17 protein-coding genes are annotated in these 18,679 nt (G+C 56.3%); 7 read left to right on the forward strand and 10 right to left on the reverse strand.

Translation table 11 applies throughout. The annotated features are described in order from the left end of the window. The first annotated feature begins 61 nt into the window (after positions 1–61). The 3 genes from J7447_RS27710 (at position 62) to hflX (ending at position 2,771) form a co-directional block, all read left to right on the forward strand. Entirely contained in the window at positions 62–925 is an 864-nt protein-coding gene (locus tag J7447_RS27710; RefSeq protein ID WP_209171525.1) for a D-amino-acid transaminase, read from the forward strand. A gap of 187 nt (positions 926–1,112) precedes the next feature. After that, on the forward strand, positions 1,113–1,370 hold the full coding sequence (hfq, locus tag J7447_RS27715; protein ID WP_173006241.1) for an RNA chaperone Hfq: 258 nt from the start codon (positions 1,113–1,115) through the stop codon (positions 1,368–1,370). A gap of 120 nt (positions 1,371–1,490) precedes the next feature. Further along, complete coding sequence (gene hflX / locus J7447_RS27720) at positions 1,491–2,771, forward strand: GTPase HflX (protein ID WP_209171541.1); 1,281 nt, start codon at positions 1,491–1,493, stop codon at positions 2,769–2,771. A 40-nt stretch (positions 2,772–2,811) separates the two neighbouring features. Here the strand turns inward: hflX and mazG are convergent, their stop codons facing one another. The 8 genes from mazG to J7447_RS27760 form a co-directional block, all read right to left on the reverse strand. Beyond that, positions 2,812–3,633: a nucleoside triphosphate pyrophosphohydrolase gene (mazG, locus tag J7447_RS27725; RefSeq protein WP_209171526.1), complete on the reverse strand. Its 822-nt coding sequence runs from the start codon at positions 3,631–3,633 to the stop codon at positions 2,812–2,814. Positions 3,634–3,710: 77 nt separating this feature from the next. Then, on the reverse strand, positions 3,711–4,856 hold the full coding sequence (locus J7447_RS27730) for an ABC transporter permease (RefSeq protein WP_286189664.1): 1,146 nt from the start codon (positions 4,854–4,856) through the stop codon (positions 3,711–3,713). Then, positions 4,853–5,722: an ABC transporter permease gene (locus tag J7447_RS27735; RefSeq protein ID WP_156912548.1), complete on the reverse strand. Its 870-nt coding sequence runs from the start codon at positions 5,720–5,722 to the stop codon at positions 4,853–4,855. The genes J7447_RS27730 and J7447_RS27735 overlap by 4 nt, the downstream gene beginning before the upstream one ends. Positions 5,723–5,895: 173 nt before the next feature. Next, positions 5,896–6,702, reverse strand: coding sequence for an ABC transporter ATP-binding protein (locus tag J7447_RS27740; protein ID WP_209171543.1), 807 nt, complete (start codon positions 6,700–6,702; stop codon positions 5,896–5,898). A 120-nt stretch (positions 6,703–6,822) separates the two neighbouring features. Next, complete coding sequence (hydA, locus tag J7447_RS27745) at positions 6,823–8,280, reverse strand: dihydropyrimidinase (RefSeq protein WP_022998594.1); 1,458 nt, start codon at positions 8,278–8,280, stop codon at positions 6,823–6,825. Positions 8,281–8,349: 69 nt separating this feature from the next. After that, a complete protein-coding gene (locus tag J7447_RS27750; protein ID WP_152506516.1) occupies positions 8,350–9,120 on the reverse strand; it encodes an endo alpha-1,4 polygalactosaminidase in 771 nt (256 codons plus the stop codon). A 100-nt stretch (positions 9,121–9,220) separates the two neighbouring features. Then, positions 9,221–10,477: a Zn-dependent hydrolase gene (locus J7447_RS27755; RefSeq protein WP_209171527.1), complete on the reverse strand. Its 1,257-nt coding sequence runs from the start codon at positions 10,475–10,477 to the stop codon at positions 9,221–9,223. Positions 10,478–10,523: 46 nt separating this feature from the next. Further along, complete coding sequence (locus J7447_RS27760) at positions 10,524–11,852, reverse strand: aspartate aminotransferase family protein (protein ID WP_022998597.1); 1,329 nt, start codon at positions 11,850–11,852, stop codon at positions 10,524–10,526. Between the two features lie 478 nt (positions 11,853–12,330). On the opposite strand from J7447_RS27760, the gene J7447_RS27765 reads away from it, so the two are divergent. The 3 genes from J7447_RS27765 to J7447_RS27775 all read left to right on the forward strand — a co-directional run bounded on the left by J7447_RS27765 (position 12,331) and on the right by J7447_RS27775 (position 15,589). Next, the gene (locus J7447_RS27765; protein ID WP_022998598.1) at positions 12,331–13,011 is read left to right on the forward strand and encodes a TetR family transcriptional regulator C-terminal domain-containing protein; all 681 of its coding nucleotides are present in this window, start codon (positions 12,331–12,333) and stop codon (positions 13,009–13,011) included. Beyond that, positions 13,008–13,469, forward strand: a complete 462-nt coding sequence (gene arfB, locus J7447_RS27770; protein WP_209171528.1) for an alternative ribosome rescue aminoacyl-tRNA hydrolase ArfB — start codon at positions 13,008–13,010, stop codon at positions 13,467–13,469. Before J7447_RS27765 ends, arfB begins: the two co-directional genes overlap by 4 nt. A gap of 149 nt (positions 13,470–13,618) precedes the next feature. Next, positions 13,619–15,589 carry a PAS domain S-box protein gene (locus tag J7447_RS27775; RefSeq protein WP_209171529.1) on the forward strand — a complete coding sequence of 657 codons (1,971 nt, stop codon included), beginning with the start codon at positions 13,619–13,621 and terminating at the stop codon, positions 15,587–15,589. A 10-nt stretch (positions 15,590–15,599) separates the two neighbouring features. Here the strand turns inward: J7447_RS27775 and J7447_RS27780 are convergent, their stop codons facing one another. Both J7447_RS27780 and J7447_RS27785 read right to left on the reverse strand, forming a co-directional pair. Further along, entirely contained in the window at positions 15,600–16,676 is a 1,077-nt protein-coding gene (locus tag J7447_RS27780; protein ID WP_209171530.1) for a D-alanine--D-alanine ligase family protein, read from the reverse strand. A 237-nt stretch (positions 16,677–16,913) separates the two neighbouring features. Continuing rightward, positions 16,914–17,408 (reverse strand): GNAT family N-acetyltransferase, encoded by a 495-nt coding sequence (locus J7447_RS27785; RefSeq protein ID WP_209171531.1) that lies wholly within the window; start codon positions 17,406–17,408, stop codon positions 16,914–16,916. Positions 17,409–17,725: 317 nt separating this feature from the next. Here J7447_RS27785 and J7447_RS27790 point away from each other — a divergent pair, with 317 nt between their 5' ends. After that, positions 17,726–18,592 (forward strand): aminoglycoside phosphotransferase family protein, encoded by an 867-nt coding sequence (locus J7447_RS27790; RefSeq protein ID WP_209171532.1) that lies wholly within the window; start codon positions 17,726–17,728, stop codon positions 18,590–18,592. The last annotated feature ends 87 nt before the right edge of the window (positions 18,593–18,679 follow it).

Raw genomic sequence — 18,679 nt, forward strand, 5'->3', positions numbered from 1 at the left:
AGGTCAAAACTTTCAAAAATACCAATCGGTTCGTTTCGAACCGTCCTGTTCTGGAGGAACCATGAGCCGGATTGCCTATGTCAACGGCCAGTATGTGCGTCATGCCGATGCTGCGGTGCATGTTGAAGACCGCGGTTATCAGTTCGCCGATGGCGTTTATGAAGTCTGTGAAGTCTGGCAGGGCAAGATCGTCGACGTTCCGCGCCATCTGGACCGCCTTGGCCGGTCCTTGAGTGAGCTGCGCATAGACTGGCCAATGGCTCGCAACCCCGTGGAATTCGTGCTGCATCAGGTAGTCCGTCGGAATCTGGTTCGCAACGGACTGGTTTATATTCAGGTGACGCGCGGTGTTTCCAAGCGCGATCACTTCTTCCCGCCGGCGCATGTTGCGCCGTCGATCGTGGTGACCGCCCGTTCGTCCAGCCCGACTGCCGCCAAGGCACAGGCCGAACAGGGTATCTCGGTGTTCAGTTATCCGGAAAACCGTTGGCCGCGCGTTGATATCAAGACCGTTGCGCTTTTGCCGAACGTGCTGGCGAAACAGAACGCCAAGGAACAGGGCGGCAAGGAAGCCTGGTATGTGGATGCCGACGGCAATGTCACCGAAGGCGGATCGACCAACGCCTGGATCGTTACCAAGGAAGGCGTTTTGGTCACCCGGCCGGCCGAGAGCGGGATCCTGCGCGGTATCACACGCGCCGTGGTTCTCGATCTCGTCCAAAAGGAAGGGCTGACGTTTGAGGAAAGACCGTTTAGCCTTGAGGAAGCTTTCGATGCGAAGGAAGCATTCGTCACGGCAGCGACGACTGTCGTGATGCCTGTGACACGTTTGGACGGCAGGATTATCGGAAACGGTCATCCTGGATCGGTGGCAACCCGATTGCGCGAATTGTTCCATACTGCTACTGATTTGCAGGCGGTATGATTCGATTGGCCTTATTGGGTCGAAAGTACGAAACTATTTTAGACCGAGGCAGACGGTCTTGACTGGTGGGCTATACGAAAAGCGGGCGGTGCGTCAAACATTAGTCATTGATACTGAACGGCTTTTGACGGTAGGCTGCTGAAACGCCGGATGCTCGGCCGCATCCGGGGCAAATAGGATAAAAAGACTGATGGCTGAGCGCGCACAAAATCTCCAAGACACTTTTCTTAATCACGTTCGCAAGCAAAAAACTCCTCTGACGATTTTTCTGATCAACGGTGTGAAATTGCAGGGTGTCGTGACATGGTTCGACAACTTCTGCGTTCTGCTGCGTCGTGATGGGCATTCCCAGCTGGTTTACAAACACGCGATTTCCACAATTATGCCAAACGGACCTGTTCAACTGTTCGATCAGGCTGAGGAAAACGCTGAAAAGGCAAGCTGATTGAAACCGAAGTCTCGCGCAGACGATTTTTCTAAATCCAACGGTTCCGAGGAACCTGGCCAGAAATCTCTAAGGTTGAAAGATACTGGGGTAGACCGTCTGCCCCAGCCCTTCCGTGCGATGATTCTGGAGCCGGTTCTGCAATTGCGTGGCGAGTCCGCGCAGGCAGAACTTCGCGGCAATCGCAGCCCGGAAGCGCGGCTGGAAGAAGCCCTCGGCCTGAGTGCTGCCATCAATCTCAATATCGCGCATTCCGGCGTTGTCCGGGTCAACAATCCCAAGCCTGCGACCCTGTTTGGCGATGGCAAGGTTGCCGAGCTTGCCGGGATCGTTGCAAGCGAGGACCTGGATCTCGTTGTCATAGATCATCCACTCACCCCGGTTCAGCAGCGAAACCTTGAACGCCGGCTGAAGACCAAGGTCATCGACCGCACCGGTCTTATCCTGGAGATCTTCGGCGACAGGGCCCGCACCAAGGAAGGTCGGCTTCAGGTCGATCTGGCGCATCTGACCTGGCAGAAGAGCCGTCTCGTCCGCTCCTGGACCCACCTCGAGCGCCAGCGCGGCGGCGCAGGTTTCATGGGTGGTCCGGGTGAAACCCAGATCGAGGCCGACCGGCGCCAGATTCAGGACCGGATCATTGCGTTGCAGAAACAGCTGGAACAGGTTCGCCGGACGCGTGACCTGCACCGCAAGAAACGCAAGAAAATCCCGCAACCGGTGGTCGCGCTGGTCGGTTATACCAATGCCGGTAAATCGACGCTTTTCAATCGGATGACAGAATCTGACGTTTTTGCCAAGGATCTTCTGTTTGCGACGCTTGATCCTACCCTGCGCAAGGTAGCCTTGCCGCATGGTAAGGAAGTCATCCTGTCGGATACGGTGGGGTTCATCTCCGATCTTCCGACCCATCTGGTCGCCGCATTCAGGGCGACGCTGGAAGAGGTGCTTGAAGCGGATCTCATTCTGCATGTGCGGGACATTTCGCATCCGGACACCGAAGCGCAGGCAGAAGACGTCAAGAAGACGCTAACGGATCTCGGGGTTGATGCGTTGACAGGAGCGCCGATCATCGAAGTCTGGAACAAGATCGACTGCCTTGATCCGGTCTACCGCGAAAAGTTGCTGGAAGATGCCGGTGAAGAGGGGCCGATTGCCCTTTCCGCGCTGACCGGCGAAGGGATCGAGCAGCTTTATGCCCGTGTCGATGCTTTCATGGCGCAGCACGACGACATCCTGACTGTGAAGATCCCCGTTGCCGATGGCGCTTTGCTGGCGAAACTTTATCAGATGGCAGAGGTGCTGGAACGCACCGATGCCGAAGATTTCGTAACAGCGGAAGTGCGCGTTTCCGACAAGCAACGTGGCCCGTTTCGCGAGCTTTATGCCGCTTATCTTTAGTTAATCAGATAAAAAGCCGGAACGAGCCGAGCAGGGGGAACTATTTGTTTTTCGCTGCCTGCCAGGCTGCTTCCATCTCATCCAGCGTCATCGCTTCAAGTGTCGTGTCCGCTTTCACTGCGTGAGCTTCAATGGCTGCAAAACGCTTGCGGAATTTCCGGTTTGTGCGCCTGAGAGATTCTTCCGGATCGATGTCCAGATGCCGGGCGAGGTTTGCAAGCGCGAACAACGTGTCGCCGAGTTCGTCGGAGATCCGGTCTTTGTCCGGAGCGGATTTGGCGAGTTCCTCGTCGAGTTCGTGGGTTTCTTCTCTGATCTTGTCCAGAACCAGTCTGGCATCGTTCCAGTCAAAACCAACCCTTGAAGCCCGTCGCTGCAGCTTTTCGGCTTCCTGAAGGGCCGGGAAGGCGGTCGGGACGTCGTCGAGAAAGCCCTTTTGCTCTTCTTCCATGCCGAGCGCTTCCCTGGCGGCTCGCTTTTCCGTTCGCTCTTCAGCCTTGATCCGTTCCCAGATACCTTTGACCAGTTCAGGTTTTTCTCCGTTTTCGTCACCGAAAACATGCGGGTGCCTGCGGATCAGTTTTTTGGTGATTGCTTCGACCACATCGCCAAAGTCGAAGTGGTCGTCTTCTTCAGCCATGCGTGCATGGTAGACGACCTGAAGCAACAGATCGCCGAGCTCCTCGCGCAGTTCCACCAGATCGTTCTTGGCAATGGCGTCCGCGACTTCGTAGGCCTCTTCCAGCGTATAGGGCGCGATGGTCGCGAACGTCTGTTCCAGATCCCAGGGACAGCCGGTCACAGGTTTTCTGAGCGCTGCCATGATTTCGATAAGGCGGGAAATGTCGCGGCTGGGAGTCATGGAGTGGAAACATCCTGTCTGCTTGTCATCCGGATGATGCCTTTTGGCATATCCGGGATGACAAGTGGAGAGGCAAATCACCCCCTGACGGACGGATGCCAGAAGGTGACGGCGCGTTCCAGGAGCGCGACGAGGCCGTAGAACAGCGATCCGGCGAGGGCAGCGACGGCAATCTCGGCCCAGACCATATCGACATTCATGCGGCCGACTTCCGTGGAGATGCGGAAACCCATTCCGACGATTGGTGTGCCGAAAAATTCCGCGACGATGGCACCAATCAGGGCAAGCGTCGAATTGATCTTCAGCGCATTGAAGATGAAGGGCATGGCCATCGGCAGACGCAGCTTGAAAAGCGTCTGCCAGTAGTTGGAGGCGTAGGTGCGCATCAGGTCGCGTTGCATGGCATCAGACGCGGCAAGGCCGGATACCGTGTTCACCAGCATCGGGAAGAAGGTCATGATGATCACGACCGCTGCCTTGGACGGCCAGTCGAAGCCGAACCACATCACCATGATGGGGGCGACACCGATGATCGGCAGTGCAGACACCAGATTGCCGATCGGCAGCAGGCCGCGGCGAAGGAACGGCACCCGGTCCACCAGAATGGCAGTGATGAACGCCGAACCACAGCCGATGGCGTAACCGGCCAGAACGGCTTTCAGGAAAGTCTGGCGAAAGTCAGCCCACAATGTTGGTCCGGAATTGGTCAGGCGCACCCATATTTCGGAAGGGGCTGGCAGCAGAACCTTCGGAACGCCCGCGCCGGTGACCACGATTTGCCACAGTACCAGAAGGGTAATGCCAAAGAGTGCCGGAATGGCGAGGTTGATGAGCCGGGCTGCAAGTGGCGACAGGTTGCGCCATGTGGCGAGACGCTCAACGAAGAGCCAAGCCGCTGTCCAGGTTGCTGCTACCAGGGCCCAGAAACCGAGCGTTGCCTGCCCGACGTGGTGCGAGGAGGTTGAGATCAGCAGCCAGGCAGCGATGGCGGTAATGATGCCGAGGACAAGGTCTCCAAAGGGGTTGCGCATGAAGCCTAGTTCGTAGCGCACACCGGCGATTGCCAGGATGACCAGGCAAAGGGCAAGACGCGGAACATCCATGATGCCGTAGTCCGGTCCGAAGATCGGACTGAACAGGCCAACTACCACCATGGCTACGATGAACCAGGCCAACAGCGCCGGCATATCGAGGCGGCTCTTTTTTGCGGTCATGGTGCTCATCCGGCCATCCCCATGCGTTTCAGCGTGCGCTTCTCGATCATGCCTATCAGGGCAACCAGGGAGCCTGCCAAAAAGGCGGCCATCAGAAGTGCCGACCAGATTTGGACAGTCTGCCCGTAGTAGGAGCCGGCAAGCAAACGCGCGCCGAGACCGGCCACGGCACCGGTCGGCAGTTCACCGACGATCGCTCCAACGAGAGAGGCAGCCATGCCGATTTTCATCGATGTGAAAAGGTAGGGCACTGCATAGGGCAGGCGCAGTTTCCAGAAAGCCTGGAAGCGTGTCGCCGAATAGGTGTGCATCAGGTCCATGTGAATGACTTCAGGTGATCTCAGCCCCTTCACCATGCCGACCGTGACCGGGAAGAAGGAAAGGTAGGTGGAGATCATGGCTTTGGGCAGCAAACCTGAGATCCCGACGGCGTTGAGAACGACGATGATCATCGGCGCGATGGCCAGAATGGGAATGGTTTGCGAGGAAATGACCCACGGCATCAACGATTTGTCGAGAACACGCGAATGAACGATGCCAATTGCCAGAAGAATGCCGAGTGTCGTGCCGATCAGAAACCCGAGAAGCGTCGAAGAGAGTGTGATGCCCGTATGATAGACCAGCGACCGCTTGGAGGTGATCTTCTTGTTTACCGTCGTGTCCCAGATTTCAACAATTACCTGGTGCGGCGCAGGCAGGACCGGGCGCTCCTGGTAAAGCGTATCGGTGACCAGTTGAGAGAACCCGACATCATTTTGTCCGGCGCGCTCATACATGTCTTGCTGGAATGGGGTGTTAAGTGCGACTGCGGCGACATACCAGAGCGCTATGATCGCCAATACGACGACGGTGACCGGACCGACCGTTCCAGACATCAGACCGGCAAATGGGTTCGTGCTACGGGTCTGCGAAAGAGAGGCGTCAGTCATGTATCCACGCCTTTCCCGCAATCGCAAAAATGCGCTGCCAAACCCTGGTCGCACGACCATCAAGGGCCTGGATTTCCACGGCAGGGTCGACATCAACAAATGTCGCAGGTCGATGCGATTTAGTCTTCATAGGAGTGTCCTGCCTTCAAGCCATCCCGTACCCGGTGGGCGATTTTCAGGAACTCCGGTGTCTCGCGAATATCGAGACTGCGATCGCGTGGCAGATCGCTTTCGATCACGTCGTAGATACGGCCCGGGCGCGGGCACAGTACGACGATCTTGGTCGACAGGAACACCGCTTCCGGGATCGAGTGAGTTACGAAGACAACGGTCTTGTTGGTCTTGGCCCAAAGCTGCAGCAATTGTTCGTTGAGATGGTCACGGACGATTTCGTCGAGCGCACCGAAGGGTTCGTCCATCAGGAGCAGATCCGGCTCGACGGCGAGGGCGCGGGCGATCGACGCGCGCTGCTGCATGCCGCCTGAAAGCTGCCAGGGATACTTCTTTTCGAAGCCGGTGAGGTTCACCAGCTCCATGTTTCGGGAAATCCGCTTTTGCTGCTCGGCCTTTGAAAGCCCCATGATCTCAAGAGGCAATGCCACATTCTTGGCAATCGTTCGCCAGGGATAAAGGGCGGCAGCCTGAAAGACATAGCCATAGGCCCGATTGAGACGTGCTTGTTCCGGAGAGACACCATTGACCGTGATGGACCCCGCCGTCGGCTTTTCAAGATCGGCGATAACCCTGAGCAATGTGGTCTTGCCGCAACCCGACGGACCGATGAAGGAAACGAAGTCTCCCTCTTCGATCTTCAGATCGATGTCTGAAAGCGCGTGAACCGGGCCGTCGTTCGTCTCGAATGTCAGCGAGAGGTTCTCGATATCGATCACCCGGTTCGGGCTGGCGCTTTGTTTGTTTTCCACCATTTCGGTGTCCTTTGCGCTGGCAAGTGCAGTCATCAAGTTCCTCGCGGCACGAGTCGGGTCCGGATTGACGTGTTTGTTTCTTGAAGGCCCCGCCTGTTTGAAAGGCGGGGCCGGATTGGATCAGACGCCGCTGGCGGGAATGCCGGTGCGTTCCACCTTACGCGGTGCCGTCAGTTCCTTCCACGTGCTTAGTGCCTTGTTGACGGCCTGATACGGCTTGCGGGCGACAAATTCGCCATGGCCCTGGCTGTGGTTGACGGTGCCGTCTTCCACTGCAACGCGGCCACGGGTGAGTGTGTAGCGCGGCAGCCCTTTGACGGCCTTGCCTTCGAAGACGTTGTAGTCGATGGCGGACTGTTGACTGGAGGCGGAAATGGTTTTCGATTTTTCGGGATCCCAGACAACAAGATCGGCATCTGCGCCAACCAGAATTGCTCCTTTTTTCGGATAGATATTCAAGATTTTTGCAATATTGGTTGAAGTGACTGCGACGAATTCATTGGGCGTCAGGCGACCTGTATTCACGCCATATGTCCACAACATCGGCATCCGGTCCTCAAGACCACCGGTGCCGTTCGGGATTTTGGTGAAATCGCCGACACCGGTGCGCTTCTGCTCGGTGGAGAATGCGCAATGGTCAGTCGCAACCACCTGCAAGGAGCCGGAAGCGAGACCTGCCCAGAGGCTGTCCTGGTGTTTCTTGTCGCGGAACGGAGGCGACATGACCCGGCGTGCGGCGTGGTCCCAATCGGCGTGCTTGTATTCGCTGTCATCCAGCGTCAGATGCTGGATAAGCGGTTCGCCATAGGCACGGATGCCGTTCTGGCGAGCCCGGCGAATGGCCTCATGCGCCTGTTCCGAAGACGTGTGAACGATATAGACCGGTACACCAGCCATATCCGCGATCATGATGGCGCGGTTGGTTGCCTCGCCTTCCACTTCCGGCGGGCGGGAATAGGCATGTGCTTCGGGGCCATTGTTGCCTTCCGCCAGCAGCTTTTGCTGCAAGGTGGCGACGACATCGCCGTTTTCCGCGTGCACGAGAGGAAGGGCGCCAAGCTCGGCGCAGCGTGAGAACGAGGCGAACATCTCGTCGTCATTCACCATCAGGGCGCCCTTGTAGGCCATGAAGTGCTTGAACGTGTTGATGCCCTTCTGCTGGACGACGGTCTGCATGTCGTTGAAGACCTGTTCGCCCCACCAGGTGATCGCCATGTGGAAGGAATAGTCGCAATGGGCCATTGATGACTTGTTGTCCCACATCTGCAGGGCTTCCAGCAGCGACTGGCCGGGCGAAGGCAGGGCGAAATCAACGACCATGGTCGTGCCACCGGCCAACGCGGCGCGTGTGCCGCTGTCGAAGTTGTCTGAAGAGAATGTGCCCATGAACGGCATTTCGAGGTGGGTGTGCGGATCGATGCCACCCGGCATGATGTAACAGCCGGTCGCATCCAGGGTTTCGTCACCAGACAGGTTGGGGCCGATTTCGACAATGCGGCCACCTTCGATTTTCACATCGGCTTCGTAGGAAAGATCGGCAGTTACAACCGTACCGCCCTTGATCACTTTGCTGGCCATTTGTGTTCCCCTTCTCGTTTGTTCACTCGTCCGGTGCGTTGCACCGGAAATTTCCTTCGTCAGCCTGCCTCATGGACAGGTTTGTACCGGTGACGTCAGATCCCGGTCTTTCAGGATCATCGCAATGTTCTGCTGCGCTGCGAATTCGCAGGCTTCTTGAAAGTCTATCGGCCGGTCCGTGTATTCTGCATCGAAGATCGGCTTGCCTGCCCGGACATAGGCGTTGACGTCGTCGCACCATTTGTCCTGAAAACAGCTTTCGGCGATCAGGAAGTCCATGTGGTTGATCAGATCGGCAGTCAGGTCGGGCACATTCTTCTGCCCGATGCCGAGATCGAGCGAATGGGCAATGGTGGCCAGTCTGGCGACATAGGCAACAACGTCGTCCGCGGTGATCGGAAACCCGCTGTCGTTGTCATGAACGTCCATGTTGTCAGGTTCAATCGCGTCGAAACCCTCGTTCCTGCAGGCCTCGAAACGGGATTTCATGATGGGAAGCAGGACATCGAGGCGGCGGATATCGAGAAAACGCTCGTCCGGCCAGTCTTCATAGGTTTTGCCGAGCACGTCGTCCGGAAATGCGTTGAAATCCTCGGAGGTGTTTTCCAGGGTTCCGATGCTGACATAGCAAATGGTGCGGACACCTTTTTGCCTGAGAGCTGCCAGGTCATCCGGCGTCACAAGGTCTGGGTGCAGATCCAGAACCCTGACATTCCTGTCGAGATCGACCGGCTCCGTGAGTTGCCAGTCCCAGCTGTCTCCAACGGAAAAGGCAAAGGCAGGTGCTGCGGCCCAAAACTGGGCGCAGACCATTGCCAATGCCTTTCCATTAAAAGTCATGTTCCTCTCATTTCCCTGTAACGGGCCTCGGTTCAGGTCCGGGGCAGTCAGGTGTTCGTTCAATCCGGTCGCTGACGCGACAGGTTGGCCGATGTTTGTGTTATTCCACGATCCCCGCAGTCTCGACCACCGCGTGGAACAAGACGTCAGCACCCGCTTTGGCCCAATCCTTGGAAATCTCTTCTGCCTCGTTGTGCGACAGACCGTCGACACAGGGGCACATGATCATCGCGGTTGGCGCGACCTTGTTGATCCAACAGGCATCGTGACCCGCGCCGGAAATGATGTTTTGATGGGAATATCCGAGACGCTCGGCAGCGTTGCGAACCGCCTCGACGCAGCCCTTGTCGAATTCTACCGGGTCGAAACCGCCGACTTTTTCAAATTCGACGTCCAGTCCCATGTCATCGCAGATCTTCTTGGCGCCTGTCTTCAGGCGATCTTCCATATCCTTGATGACGGCAAGATCCGGAGAGCGGAAATCGATCGTGAAGACAGCCTTGCCGGGGATCACGTTTCGTGAATTCGGGAAAACCTCGATGTGGCCGGCTGCACCCACAGCATGTGGAGCATGCGACCAGGCGATTTCATCGACCAGTTCAAGAATACGGGCCATGCCGAGGCCGGCGTTCTTGCGCATGGGCATCGGCGTGGAGCCCGTATGGCTGTCCTTGCCGGTTACCGTCACTTGCGTCCAGGAAAGGCCCTGGCCGTGGGTCACGACACCAATATCCTTGCCCTCGGCTTCCAGGATCGGACCCTGTTCGATGTGGAGTTCGAACATTGCGTGCATCTTGGTCTTGCGCGCACCGACTTCTTCATCACCAACCCAGCCGATGCGTTTCAACTCATCGCCGAACTTCAAGCCTTCGTGGTCGGCCCGGTCATAGGCCCAGTCCTGTGTATGCACACCTGCAAAGACGCCTGATGCAAGCATTGCCGGTGCAAAGCGAGTGCCTTCCTCGTTGGTCCAGTTGGTGACCACGATCGGGTGTTTGGTCTTGATACCGAGATCGTTCATGGTTCGGATGACTTCCAGTCCGCCGAGCACGCCGAGAACGCCGTCGTACTTGCCGCCGGTCGGCTGTGTATCGAGGTGCGAGCCGACATAGACGGGCAGGGCGTCCGGGTCTGTTCCCGGCCGGGTCATGAACATGTTGCCCATGGTGTCGACAGCCATGGCCATGCCGGCTTCCTCGCACCATTTCTGGAACAGCTTGCGGCCCTCGGCATCGGCATCGGTCAGGGTCTGGCGATTGTTGCCACCGGCAACACCCGGACCGACCTTTGCCATCTCCATCAGACTGTCCCAGAGGCGTTCTGCGTTGATCCTCAGGTTTTCGCCGGGGGCTGCCATGCTTGTGTCTCCTAAAACGTGTCTTTGTCTCTTGTCTTGCCGGGTATCAGTCGATGGCGTTCAGCACGCTGCGCAGCTTGCCGAACAACTCGTCGATCTGTTCCTTCGAAATGATCAGCGGCGGGGACAGGGCGATGATATCGCCAGTCGTGCGGATCAGCAGCCCGTCGTCGTAGGCCTTCAGGAACGCCGAGAATGCTCGTTTCGTCGGTTCCCCTGCAATTGGCGTCAGTTCGATTGCGCCAATCAGACCGAGGTTGCGAATGTCGATGACATTCGGGCAATCCTTGAGCGAATGCAGGCCGTCTTCCCAATATTGAGCAAGGTCAGCCGCACGTGTCAGCAGGCCTTCTTCATCGTAGGTGTCGAGTGTTGCAAGAGCGGCTGCGCAGGCGAGCGGATGCGCGGAATAGGTATAACCGTGAAACAGCTCGATCATGTGTTCCGGGCCGGTCATGAACGTATGATAGATGTCCGATGTACAGAACACCGCCCCCATCGGGACGACGCCGGACGTGAGGCCCTTCGCTGTTGTGACAAGATCCGGCGTTACACCGAAGAAGTCAGTCGCAAACGGTGACCCCAGACGACCGAAACCGGTGATAACTTCGTCGAAAATCAGCAAAATGCCGTGCTGCGAGCAGATTTCGCGCAGGCGTTCCAGATATCCCTTTGGCGGGATCAGAACCCCGGTCGAGCCGGCAACCGGTTCAACGATGACAGCTGCGATGGTCGATGGATCATGAAGCTGAATGATACGGATCAGCTCTTCTGCATATTCAGCACCGTTTTCCGGCATGCCGCGGGAAAATGCATTGCGCTCGGGATCGTGGGTATGGCGCATGTGGTCGACGCCGGTCAGCATCGTGCCGAAGGTCTTGCGGTTGGAGACGATGCCGCCAACCGATATGCCGCCAAAGCCGACACCGTGGTAGCCACGTTCACGGCCAATCAAACGGGTGCGAGTGCCCTGTCCGATCGCGCGCTGGTAGGCAAGTGCAATCTTCAGTGCAGTGTCGACGCTTTCCGATCCGGAATTGGTGAAAAAGACATGGTCCAGCGGGGAGGGCATCATGGCCGCGAGACGCGCAGCAAGTTCAAATGCCTTGGGATGGCCCATCTGGAAGGCGGGTGCATAGTCCAGCTCGGCAATCTGCTTCTGGACCGCTTCAACGACCTTGGGACGGGAGTGACCGGCGTTGCAGCACCAGAGGCCGGCCGTGCCGTCGAGAACCTGGCGGCCGTCGGCAGTGGTGTAATGCATGTCCTTGGCCGACACGAACATGCGTGGGGCCTGCTTGAATTGCCGATTGGCCGTGAACGGCATCCAGAAAGCTTCGAGATTGTTGGTGGCAGCCTGGCTCGATGCTGACATACGTCCTCCTTGCGACCCTTCGTGCTTGAAGCGGCCGACTGTTGCTGATTTGTGATGGAAGGAATAGCACGCGCACTGCGTCAACGGCAGTGCCGACTGCGCTGGTCCTCTCCCCACACTGTTCCCTGGCGTTCCGGATGGGCTTTTGCCTCTTTCCCGTTCGCCTAAATCCTCTGTCTGGCCTTGCAGCCGCCCCGGGTTGCCGGGATTCCCGAGTTGGCCGATGGCTGCCGTATGTTCAAGACATCCCCATTGCGAGGGACGGATCAATCAACTAGCCTTCTGACCATCTGGTCAATTTACCCTAGGAGGGATTTGACCAAATGGTCAAGATGCAAATCCGGTCGTCATGACTAATTTCTGGTCATTCCCTCCGGTGCTGAACTTGCCAGTTGTGAAATCGGCGTTTTTTCCGGAAAAATGCCGTGTGGTTGGGGTGTAGGGTTGCGACCCTTCGCGGCAGAAGACGGAACGGTAGATGGCGGATTTGGGCGAGCAGACGCAGGCATCCTTTAAATCAGGCGGGCTGAGCCGGATCCAGGAAAAGAACCGGTCCCTGATTCTGGAGGCGGCGCTTGGCGAGTTTTCCATGAAGGGATTTTCCGGCGCGACAGTTGAACGGATCGCTGCAGATGCCGGAATGTCGAAGTCCAACCTGCTCTATTATTTCTCCTCCAAGGAGGCGATCTATAGCGCGACGCTGGCCCATATCCTGGAGGTATGGCTTGCCCCTTTGAAAACGCTCAATCCGGATGGGGAGCCGGCGCAGGAACTGGCTGCCTATATTCGCCAGAAGATCGAAATGTCTGCCAGGTTTCCGGAAGCCTCAAAGTTGTTTGCCAACGAAGTGATGCAGGGCGCGCCACAGATATTGCCGATCCTGCAAACGGATCTGAAGCGTTTGGTGGCCGAAAAAAGTCAGGTGATCGAAGACTGGATTGCGGCAGGCAAGATGCGAAGTGTCGATCCTGTCCATCTCATCTTCACGATTTGGGCAACCACCCAGCATTACGCGGACTTTTCGGTGCAGATCAAGGCGTTGACCGGGAAGGACCTTTCCGACGCGGCCTTCCAGGCCGAAACGGAAGCCGCGGTGACGTCGCTTATCTTGAACGGCGTCGGCCTGAAGTTGCCGACCGAGAGCGATCAGGCGGTATGAGCGGCGAGACGGACGATCCCTTTGCTGCTTTAAAGATTGCAGTGACCGGACGCCTGTTCATCCTCAAGGATGATCTCACAGAAGATTTCATTCGCGCCTCCGGGCCTGGCGGGCAGAACGTCAACAAGGTCTCCACGGCAGTTCAACTGCGATTCGACCTTGCCGGCAATGAAACACTTCCAGAAGACGTCAAGACGCGAGCGGCGAGGCTTGCAGGCAGCCGGCTGACTCTGGGCGGCGAGATCGTCTTGCAGGCGGATCGGTTCCGGACCCGCGAACGGAATCGGGAAGACGCGTTGGAGCGTTTGCTGGACTTGCTTCGAAAGGCTACGGAAAAGCCGAAACCCCGCAAGGCCACGAAACCGACCCTCGGATCCAAGAAGCGTCGTCTCGACGCCAAGAAACAACGTGGTCAGATCAAGAAAATGCGCGGCCGTTCAAGTGGTTACGACGGTTAACGGACGTAGAGCATGGCGTCGATTACAGGTCCGTGCCGTACATGTGCGCAGCAACCCTAGATATATTTACCTATAGTTCCCGTTAAAAAAGATTCAAGAAGATGTCGCTAGTGTGATACGGGAAAACACCTACCTAAAGGCGATTTCTTATGACATTGTTATTGCCGCAAAGTGACTGCCGAGAAATTGTCGATGCGTTTAGTCGTTCTCAAGCGATCATACAATTCAAACCCGATGGCACAATTTTGGAAGCGAATGAGAATTTTCTCAGGACCTTCGGGTATTCGTTGAATGAAATAAAGGGACGACATCACAGGATGTTCGTCGATCCGGACTATGCAAAGTCGTCCGATTATGAACGTCTTTGGAAGGCTTTGGCGAAGGGGGAGTATCAATCAGCTGAATTTGTCCGGATTGCCAAGGGAGGCACGGAAGTCTGGATCCAGGCAACCTACAATCCGGTCATCAGCAGGTCGGGGACCGTTCGGAAGATCGTCAAGATCGCGACCGATATTACCGAGAAGAAACGAAAGGCGCTTGAAGCCCAGGGGCAGATAGACGCAATCAACCGATCGCAAGCCGTTATTCAATTTGACCTGGACGGCACGATCCTCGATGCGAATTCGAATTTCCTGAAGTCGCTCGGTTACGAACTTTCGGAAGTGAAGGGCAAGCACCACAGCCTGTTTTTGGATCCGGAAGATCGGAACAAGCCAGAATACAAGGCTTTCTGGCGCAAGCTTGGAGAAGGGGCGTACCAGAGCGGCGAATTCAGACGCCGGCACAAGGACGGTAGGGATATCTGGATCCTGGCTTCCTATAACCCGATCCTCGATGCTGCCGGCCACCCGTTCAAGGTCGTGAAATTTGCGACCGACGTAACCTCCGAAAAGCTTCGAAACGCTGAATATGAAGGCCAGATTGCGGCAATCAGCCGTAGTCAGGCGATGATTTCCTTCACCAGGGAAGGGATCATTCTCGACGCGAACGAAAACTTCCTGCGTACGACCGGGTATTCTGCCGCTGAGGTGGTCGGTAAACACCACCGCATGTTTGTGTCACCCGATTACGCACAGAGCAAGGAATATGCCTCGTTCTGGAAGGAACTGGGGGACGGGAAACATACGTCGGCCATCTATCAGCGTTACGGCAAGAGTGGCACTCCTATCTGGCTGCAGGCGACCTACAATCCGATCTTCGACGCGTCCGGTAGGCTCATCAAGATTACCAAGTTTGCCACCGACGTTACGCAGAACATGAAGTCACGACAGACAGCCATTGCGGCCGCCGAGGAGACACTTGGAACTGTTGAGCAGACAGTTGCTTCTGCCAGGGAAATTACCGGCTCTGCACAAGATGTGTCGCGTGGAATGGACGAGGCGCAGCGGGCGGTCGATGACATGCAAACCCGCTCCGAAGCAGCCGGAAGATCCACCGAAACTCTCCGCAACGCTGCGGCTTCCATGGACGATGTCGTTCAGCTGATTTCGAAAGTTGCGGATCAGATCAACCTTTTGTCTCTCAACGCAACGATAGAGGCCGCCCGCGCAGGCGAGGCGGGACGAGGCTTTGCTGTTGTGGCGAACGAGGTCAAGGATCTCGCGAGCCAGACATCTCAAGCAACAACGCGCATTTTCGCCGAGATCGAGGAGATGCAGACCGTTGCGGGAGCTGTAGATGAAGCGCTGAAGGCCATCCAGTCGTCAATCACCGAAGTGCAGGAACTGGTTCAGGGAACATCAACTGCAGCAGAACAGCAATGCGCTGCGACTGACGAAATCAGCAGCAAGTTGATGCTAGCATCCGAAAATGTTGCGTCCGTCTGCAGCAATCTGGACAATTGGGTCGTCGGCATGGAAAACCGGCGGAAAAGCGAGCGAACCCGCGTTCATCAACATGCCGAAATCAGGTTTGGCGACAATGAGTGCCTGCAGTGTTCGGTGAGGGACATTTCCGAAACCGGAGCACGGCTCCATTTGGCTAATGCCGGAAATGTTCCGAGCCAGTTCACACTTCATTTCAACGATGGAAAGGCTGAAAGAAGTTGCCGCCTTGTGCGCAGGGATGGTGACAACATCGGCATAGAATTCGTGAAGAACGTTCTTGCCTTGAGCGCATGACGGCCAAGTTTCAAATATCCCGTTCTGCCCGGGTAATGCCGTGGGTGATCAGACGATCGATGATCTCCGGATAGCTGACGCCACTTGCAGCCATCGCTTTGGAATACATGCTGATATTCGTAAAGCCGGGGATGGTGTTTAGTTCGTTCAGCAGGATATTCATTTCCTGCGTCACAAAAAAATCGACGCGGGCCATGCCGTCGCATCCCAGGGCCCTGAACGCCTTTGCCGCCAGATCCTGCATCCGGCCTTCGACCTCGTGCGGCAAATCTGCGGGCACCTTCAAGGCCGCGCCGTCTTCGTCGACATATTTTGCGTCATAGGTGTAAAAGCCATGGCTTTCGGCAGGAACAATTTCACCCGGCCTGGAGACGAACAGCGTGCCGTCGCTTTCCTCCAGAACCGCGAATTCGATTTCGCGGCCAAGAACGAACTCCTCGGCAAGAAGCTTGTTGTCGTGCTTGAACCCTTCCTTCAACGCGGCCTCAAAGTCGTCTGCCGTCTGAACCTTGCTGACACCGACCGAGGAACCCTGGCGGGCAGGTTTGATGAATACAGGCAAACCGAGTTCACGCTTCAGGAGTTCGAAGTTCGGCACATCGTCCGGCCGAATTGTGAGTGATTTGGCCGTGGGGAGGCCGGCCTCGATGAGAAGCCGTTTTGCAAGATCCTTGTCGAGTGCATTTGCAGACCCTGCGATACCGCATCCAACGAGCGGAACCCGGGCCACTTCAGCAAGTCCCTGTACCGCACCATCTTCGCCATGGAGGCCATGAAGCACGGGAAAGACCGCGTCAAGCTTGGCAAAGTCACGAGGCAACCCGTTTTCATCCAGTGCAATCACTCGGCCACGGCCACCTGGAACCGGACAGATTTCAATACCTGTTGTCGGCCGGCTCAAAAGTCCATTTTCAAAATTGCTCAACAGCCATTGTCCTTCACGGGTGACGTAGACCGGAACCGCGTCATACTTGGAAGGATCGAGCGCGTTCATGACATTTGTGGCGGAAAGGACCGAGACTTCGTGTTCCGCAGATCGCCCGCCAAACAGGATGGCTACACGCAGTTTTTGAGAAAGATGGGCCAAAAAAGGTCTCCGGTAGAATCGAATATGCAAATCAAAAGCTGCATCAGCGATAGCGCGATATTGTGGCTACGCAAAGTCTGGCTGGCGGCGTACTCGGGTCCAATTCACTGAGACCCGGTTTGAGCGCACGATAAGACAGTTTTGTTAGCAAATGGCACCGTTTCGCCAGGACGAAGGAGAGGGGGCAGGGATGGTATCTAGAAACACCATGCTGCCCGGAAAAACCGAACGGGCGCCTTACCCTGATGAACTGACCTTCAGGGGGAGTATCAAGCCCCATTGTGTCGCCTGGGAGCTACCAAACACTTCAAAACCCGCTTTCTTATACGCTGAAATGGCACGAGTGTTGTCCGGGTGGGGATCGGTCGCAACGACTGGAACGCCAGCCCCGAACAGTGCCTTCAGGTGCTGCGCGATAAACGCAGGGCCGTGCCCTTTACCTGTCATGTCTGCTTCGCCGATGTACTGATCGATGCCCCGAGATCCCTTGGGTAGCGAGAAAAAGTGGTGATCTTCCCAGCCGTGAACGCTGTAGTCCTGCAAGTAGGCGAAGGGGCGCTGGGTTGTCTCAACAATCCAGCGCTTGACCCGAGTGTCTTTGAGTTTTTGCGCAGTAAAGGGCTCGGCCGTGTCCCACCACTTACGGACATGTGGTCGCGACTGCCATTCCGCCAAGAGAGCTAGATCTGCCGGGGTCACTTCTCGAAACGTGTAACGTTCGCTTGCTGACATATCAGAACAATATCATACAGACATAAGCACCGGCGTCAGGCGTTTCGATACTGTGTGCGGTTCAGGCTAGCTGAGAGTAGTGCAGAGTTATTTGCAAAATAATCTCGTAATAACAGTAGCTTATGAACTTGTGCGGGAAGGGGTGTCCAATCCGGATCTGTGATCCACCGGAGATGAGAGGCATCGTTTGAGGCAGGTTTTGAACCGCCGCAAAAGCCATGTTCACTCGGCAACGACTTCTTTTCCGGGGGCATTTGGCTGGCATAAGATGCTGATTTGATTAGATTTAATGGTTAGATTTGATTGGAAAAGCAACCATGGACAATATGGAAATCGACCGAAACACAGTTGCGCTTCTCATACGCCAGCAGTTTCCACATCTTGACCATCTACCAATTGAACCGGTTTCCAAACAGGGCTGGGACAACGCCACCTTCAGGCTCGGTGATGCTCTTTCCGTGCGTCTGCCACGAAATGAATCCTATGCCGAAGCGGTGAATAAAGAAGCGCATGCGCTGGCTGTATTGGGTGAGCATCTGTCCGTTGAAGTGCCGAGTTTCGTCGCTGTCGGCCTGCCAAGCGATACATTTCCGCTACCTTGGTCGATAAGGCGTTGGGTCGAGGGAGATACACTTGAAAGCGCTGACGGTGTGAATCCGGAAACGTTTGCGGTTTCGCTTGGCAAAGCCCTGTGCGATTTGAGAGCGATCGATACGGGTGGCGGGTTCATTGCAGGCAAGCACTCATTCTATCGCGGTTGCCATCCCAGCGCTTACGGCGACGAAGTTCAAAAGAGTTTGGATATCCTCGGCAGCAAGGTGGACGCAGTGCGGTGCCTTGAGGTCTGGCTGCGTGGCATGACGTCAGCCTGGACGGCCAGACCAGCATGGTTCCACGGCGATGTAGCGATCGGAAACATCATCGTCACCAAAAGCGTCGTCAAAGCTCTCATAGATTTCGGAACCTGCGGTATCGGTGATCCTGCCTGTGACTTCGTTATGGCCTGGACGTATTTCGATTCCGAAAGTCGGAAGCTTTTCCGGGATGCGTGCGAGGTAGATGATCAGACCTGGCAACGGGCCAGAGCATGGGCGCTTTGGAAAGCTCTGGTTTGCATGTCCGGTCTTTCAAGCCCGGACACCGAGTACCCCTCCGGTGAAGGCCGTCTTGCGGCTTTAAGCTGAAGACTGCCAGTCCTAGTGGTAGCACTAGGAGCAGTCATATGACGAAGCAGCATATTGAGGTGATCACGTCGGTAGAACGCCGTCGGC

The sequence above is a fragment of the Labrenzia sp. R5_0 genome (assembly GCF_017743835.1).
Taxonomy (GTDB): domain Bacteria; phylum Pseudomonadota; class Alphaproteobacteria; order Rhizobiales; family Stappiaceae; genus Roseibium; species Roseibium algicola.

Coding starts and splice junctions, on each gene's coding strand:
- J7447_RS27750 (WP_152506516.1), bottom strand. CDS start 9,120: ATGACTTTTAATGGAAAGGCATTGGCAATGGTCTGCGCCCAGTTTTGG.
- hydA (WP_022998594.1), bottom strand. CDS start 8,280: ATGGCCAGCAAAGTGATCAAGGGCGGTACGGTTGTAACTGCCGATCTT.
- mazG (WP_209171526.1), bottom strand. CDS start 3,633: ATGACTCCCAGCCGCGACATTTCCCGCCTTATCGAAATCATGGCAGCG.
- J7447_RS27735 (WP_156912548.1), bottom strand. CDS start 5,722: ATGTCTGGAACGGTCGGTCCGGTCACCGTCGTCGTATTGGCGATCATA.
- J7447_RS27775 (WP_209171529.1), top strand. CDS start 13,619: ATGACATTGTTATTGCCGCAAAGTGACTGCCGAGAAATTGTCGATGCG.
- J7447_RS27740 (WP_209171543.1), bottom strand. CDS start 6,702: ATGGTGGAAAACAAACAAAGCGCCAGCCCGAACCGGGTGATCGATATC.
- J7447_RS27710 (WP_209171525.1), top strand. CDS start 62: ATGAGCCGGATTGCCTATGTCAACGGCCAGTATGTGCGTCATGCCGAT.
- J7447_RS27755 (WP_209171527.1), bottom strand. CDS start 10,477: ATGGCAGCCCCCGGCGAAAACCTGAGGATCAACGCAGAACGCCTCTGG.
- arfB (WP_209171528.1), top strand. CDS start 13,008: ATGAGCGGCGAGACGGACGATCCCTTTGCTGCTTTAAAGATTGCAGTG.
- J7447_RS27760 (WP_022998597.1), bottom strand. CDS start 11,852: ATGTCAGCATCGAGCCAGGCTGCCACCAACAATCTCGAAGCTTTCTGG.
- J7447_RS27730 (WP_286189664.1), bottom strand. CDS start 4,856: ATGAGCACCATGACCGCAAAAAAGAGCCGCCTCGATATGCCGGCGCTG.
- hflX (WP_209171541.1), top strand. CDS start 1,491: ATGATTCTGGAGCCGGTTCTGCAATTGCGTGGCGAGTCCGCGCAGGCA.
- J7447_RS27765 (WP_022998598.1), top strand. CDS start 12,331: ATGGCGGATTTGGGCGAGCAGACGCAGGCATCCTTTAAATCAGGCGGG.
- J7447_RS27785 (WP_209171531.1), bottom strand. CDS start 17,408: ATGTCAGCAAGCGAACGTTACACGTTTCGAGAAGTGACCCCGGCAGAT.
- J7447_RS27790 (WP_209171532.1), top strand. CDS start 17,726: ATGGACAATATGGAAATCGACCGAAACACAGTTGCGCTTCTCATACGC.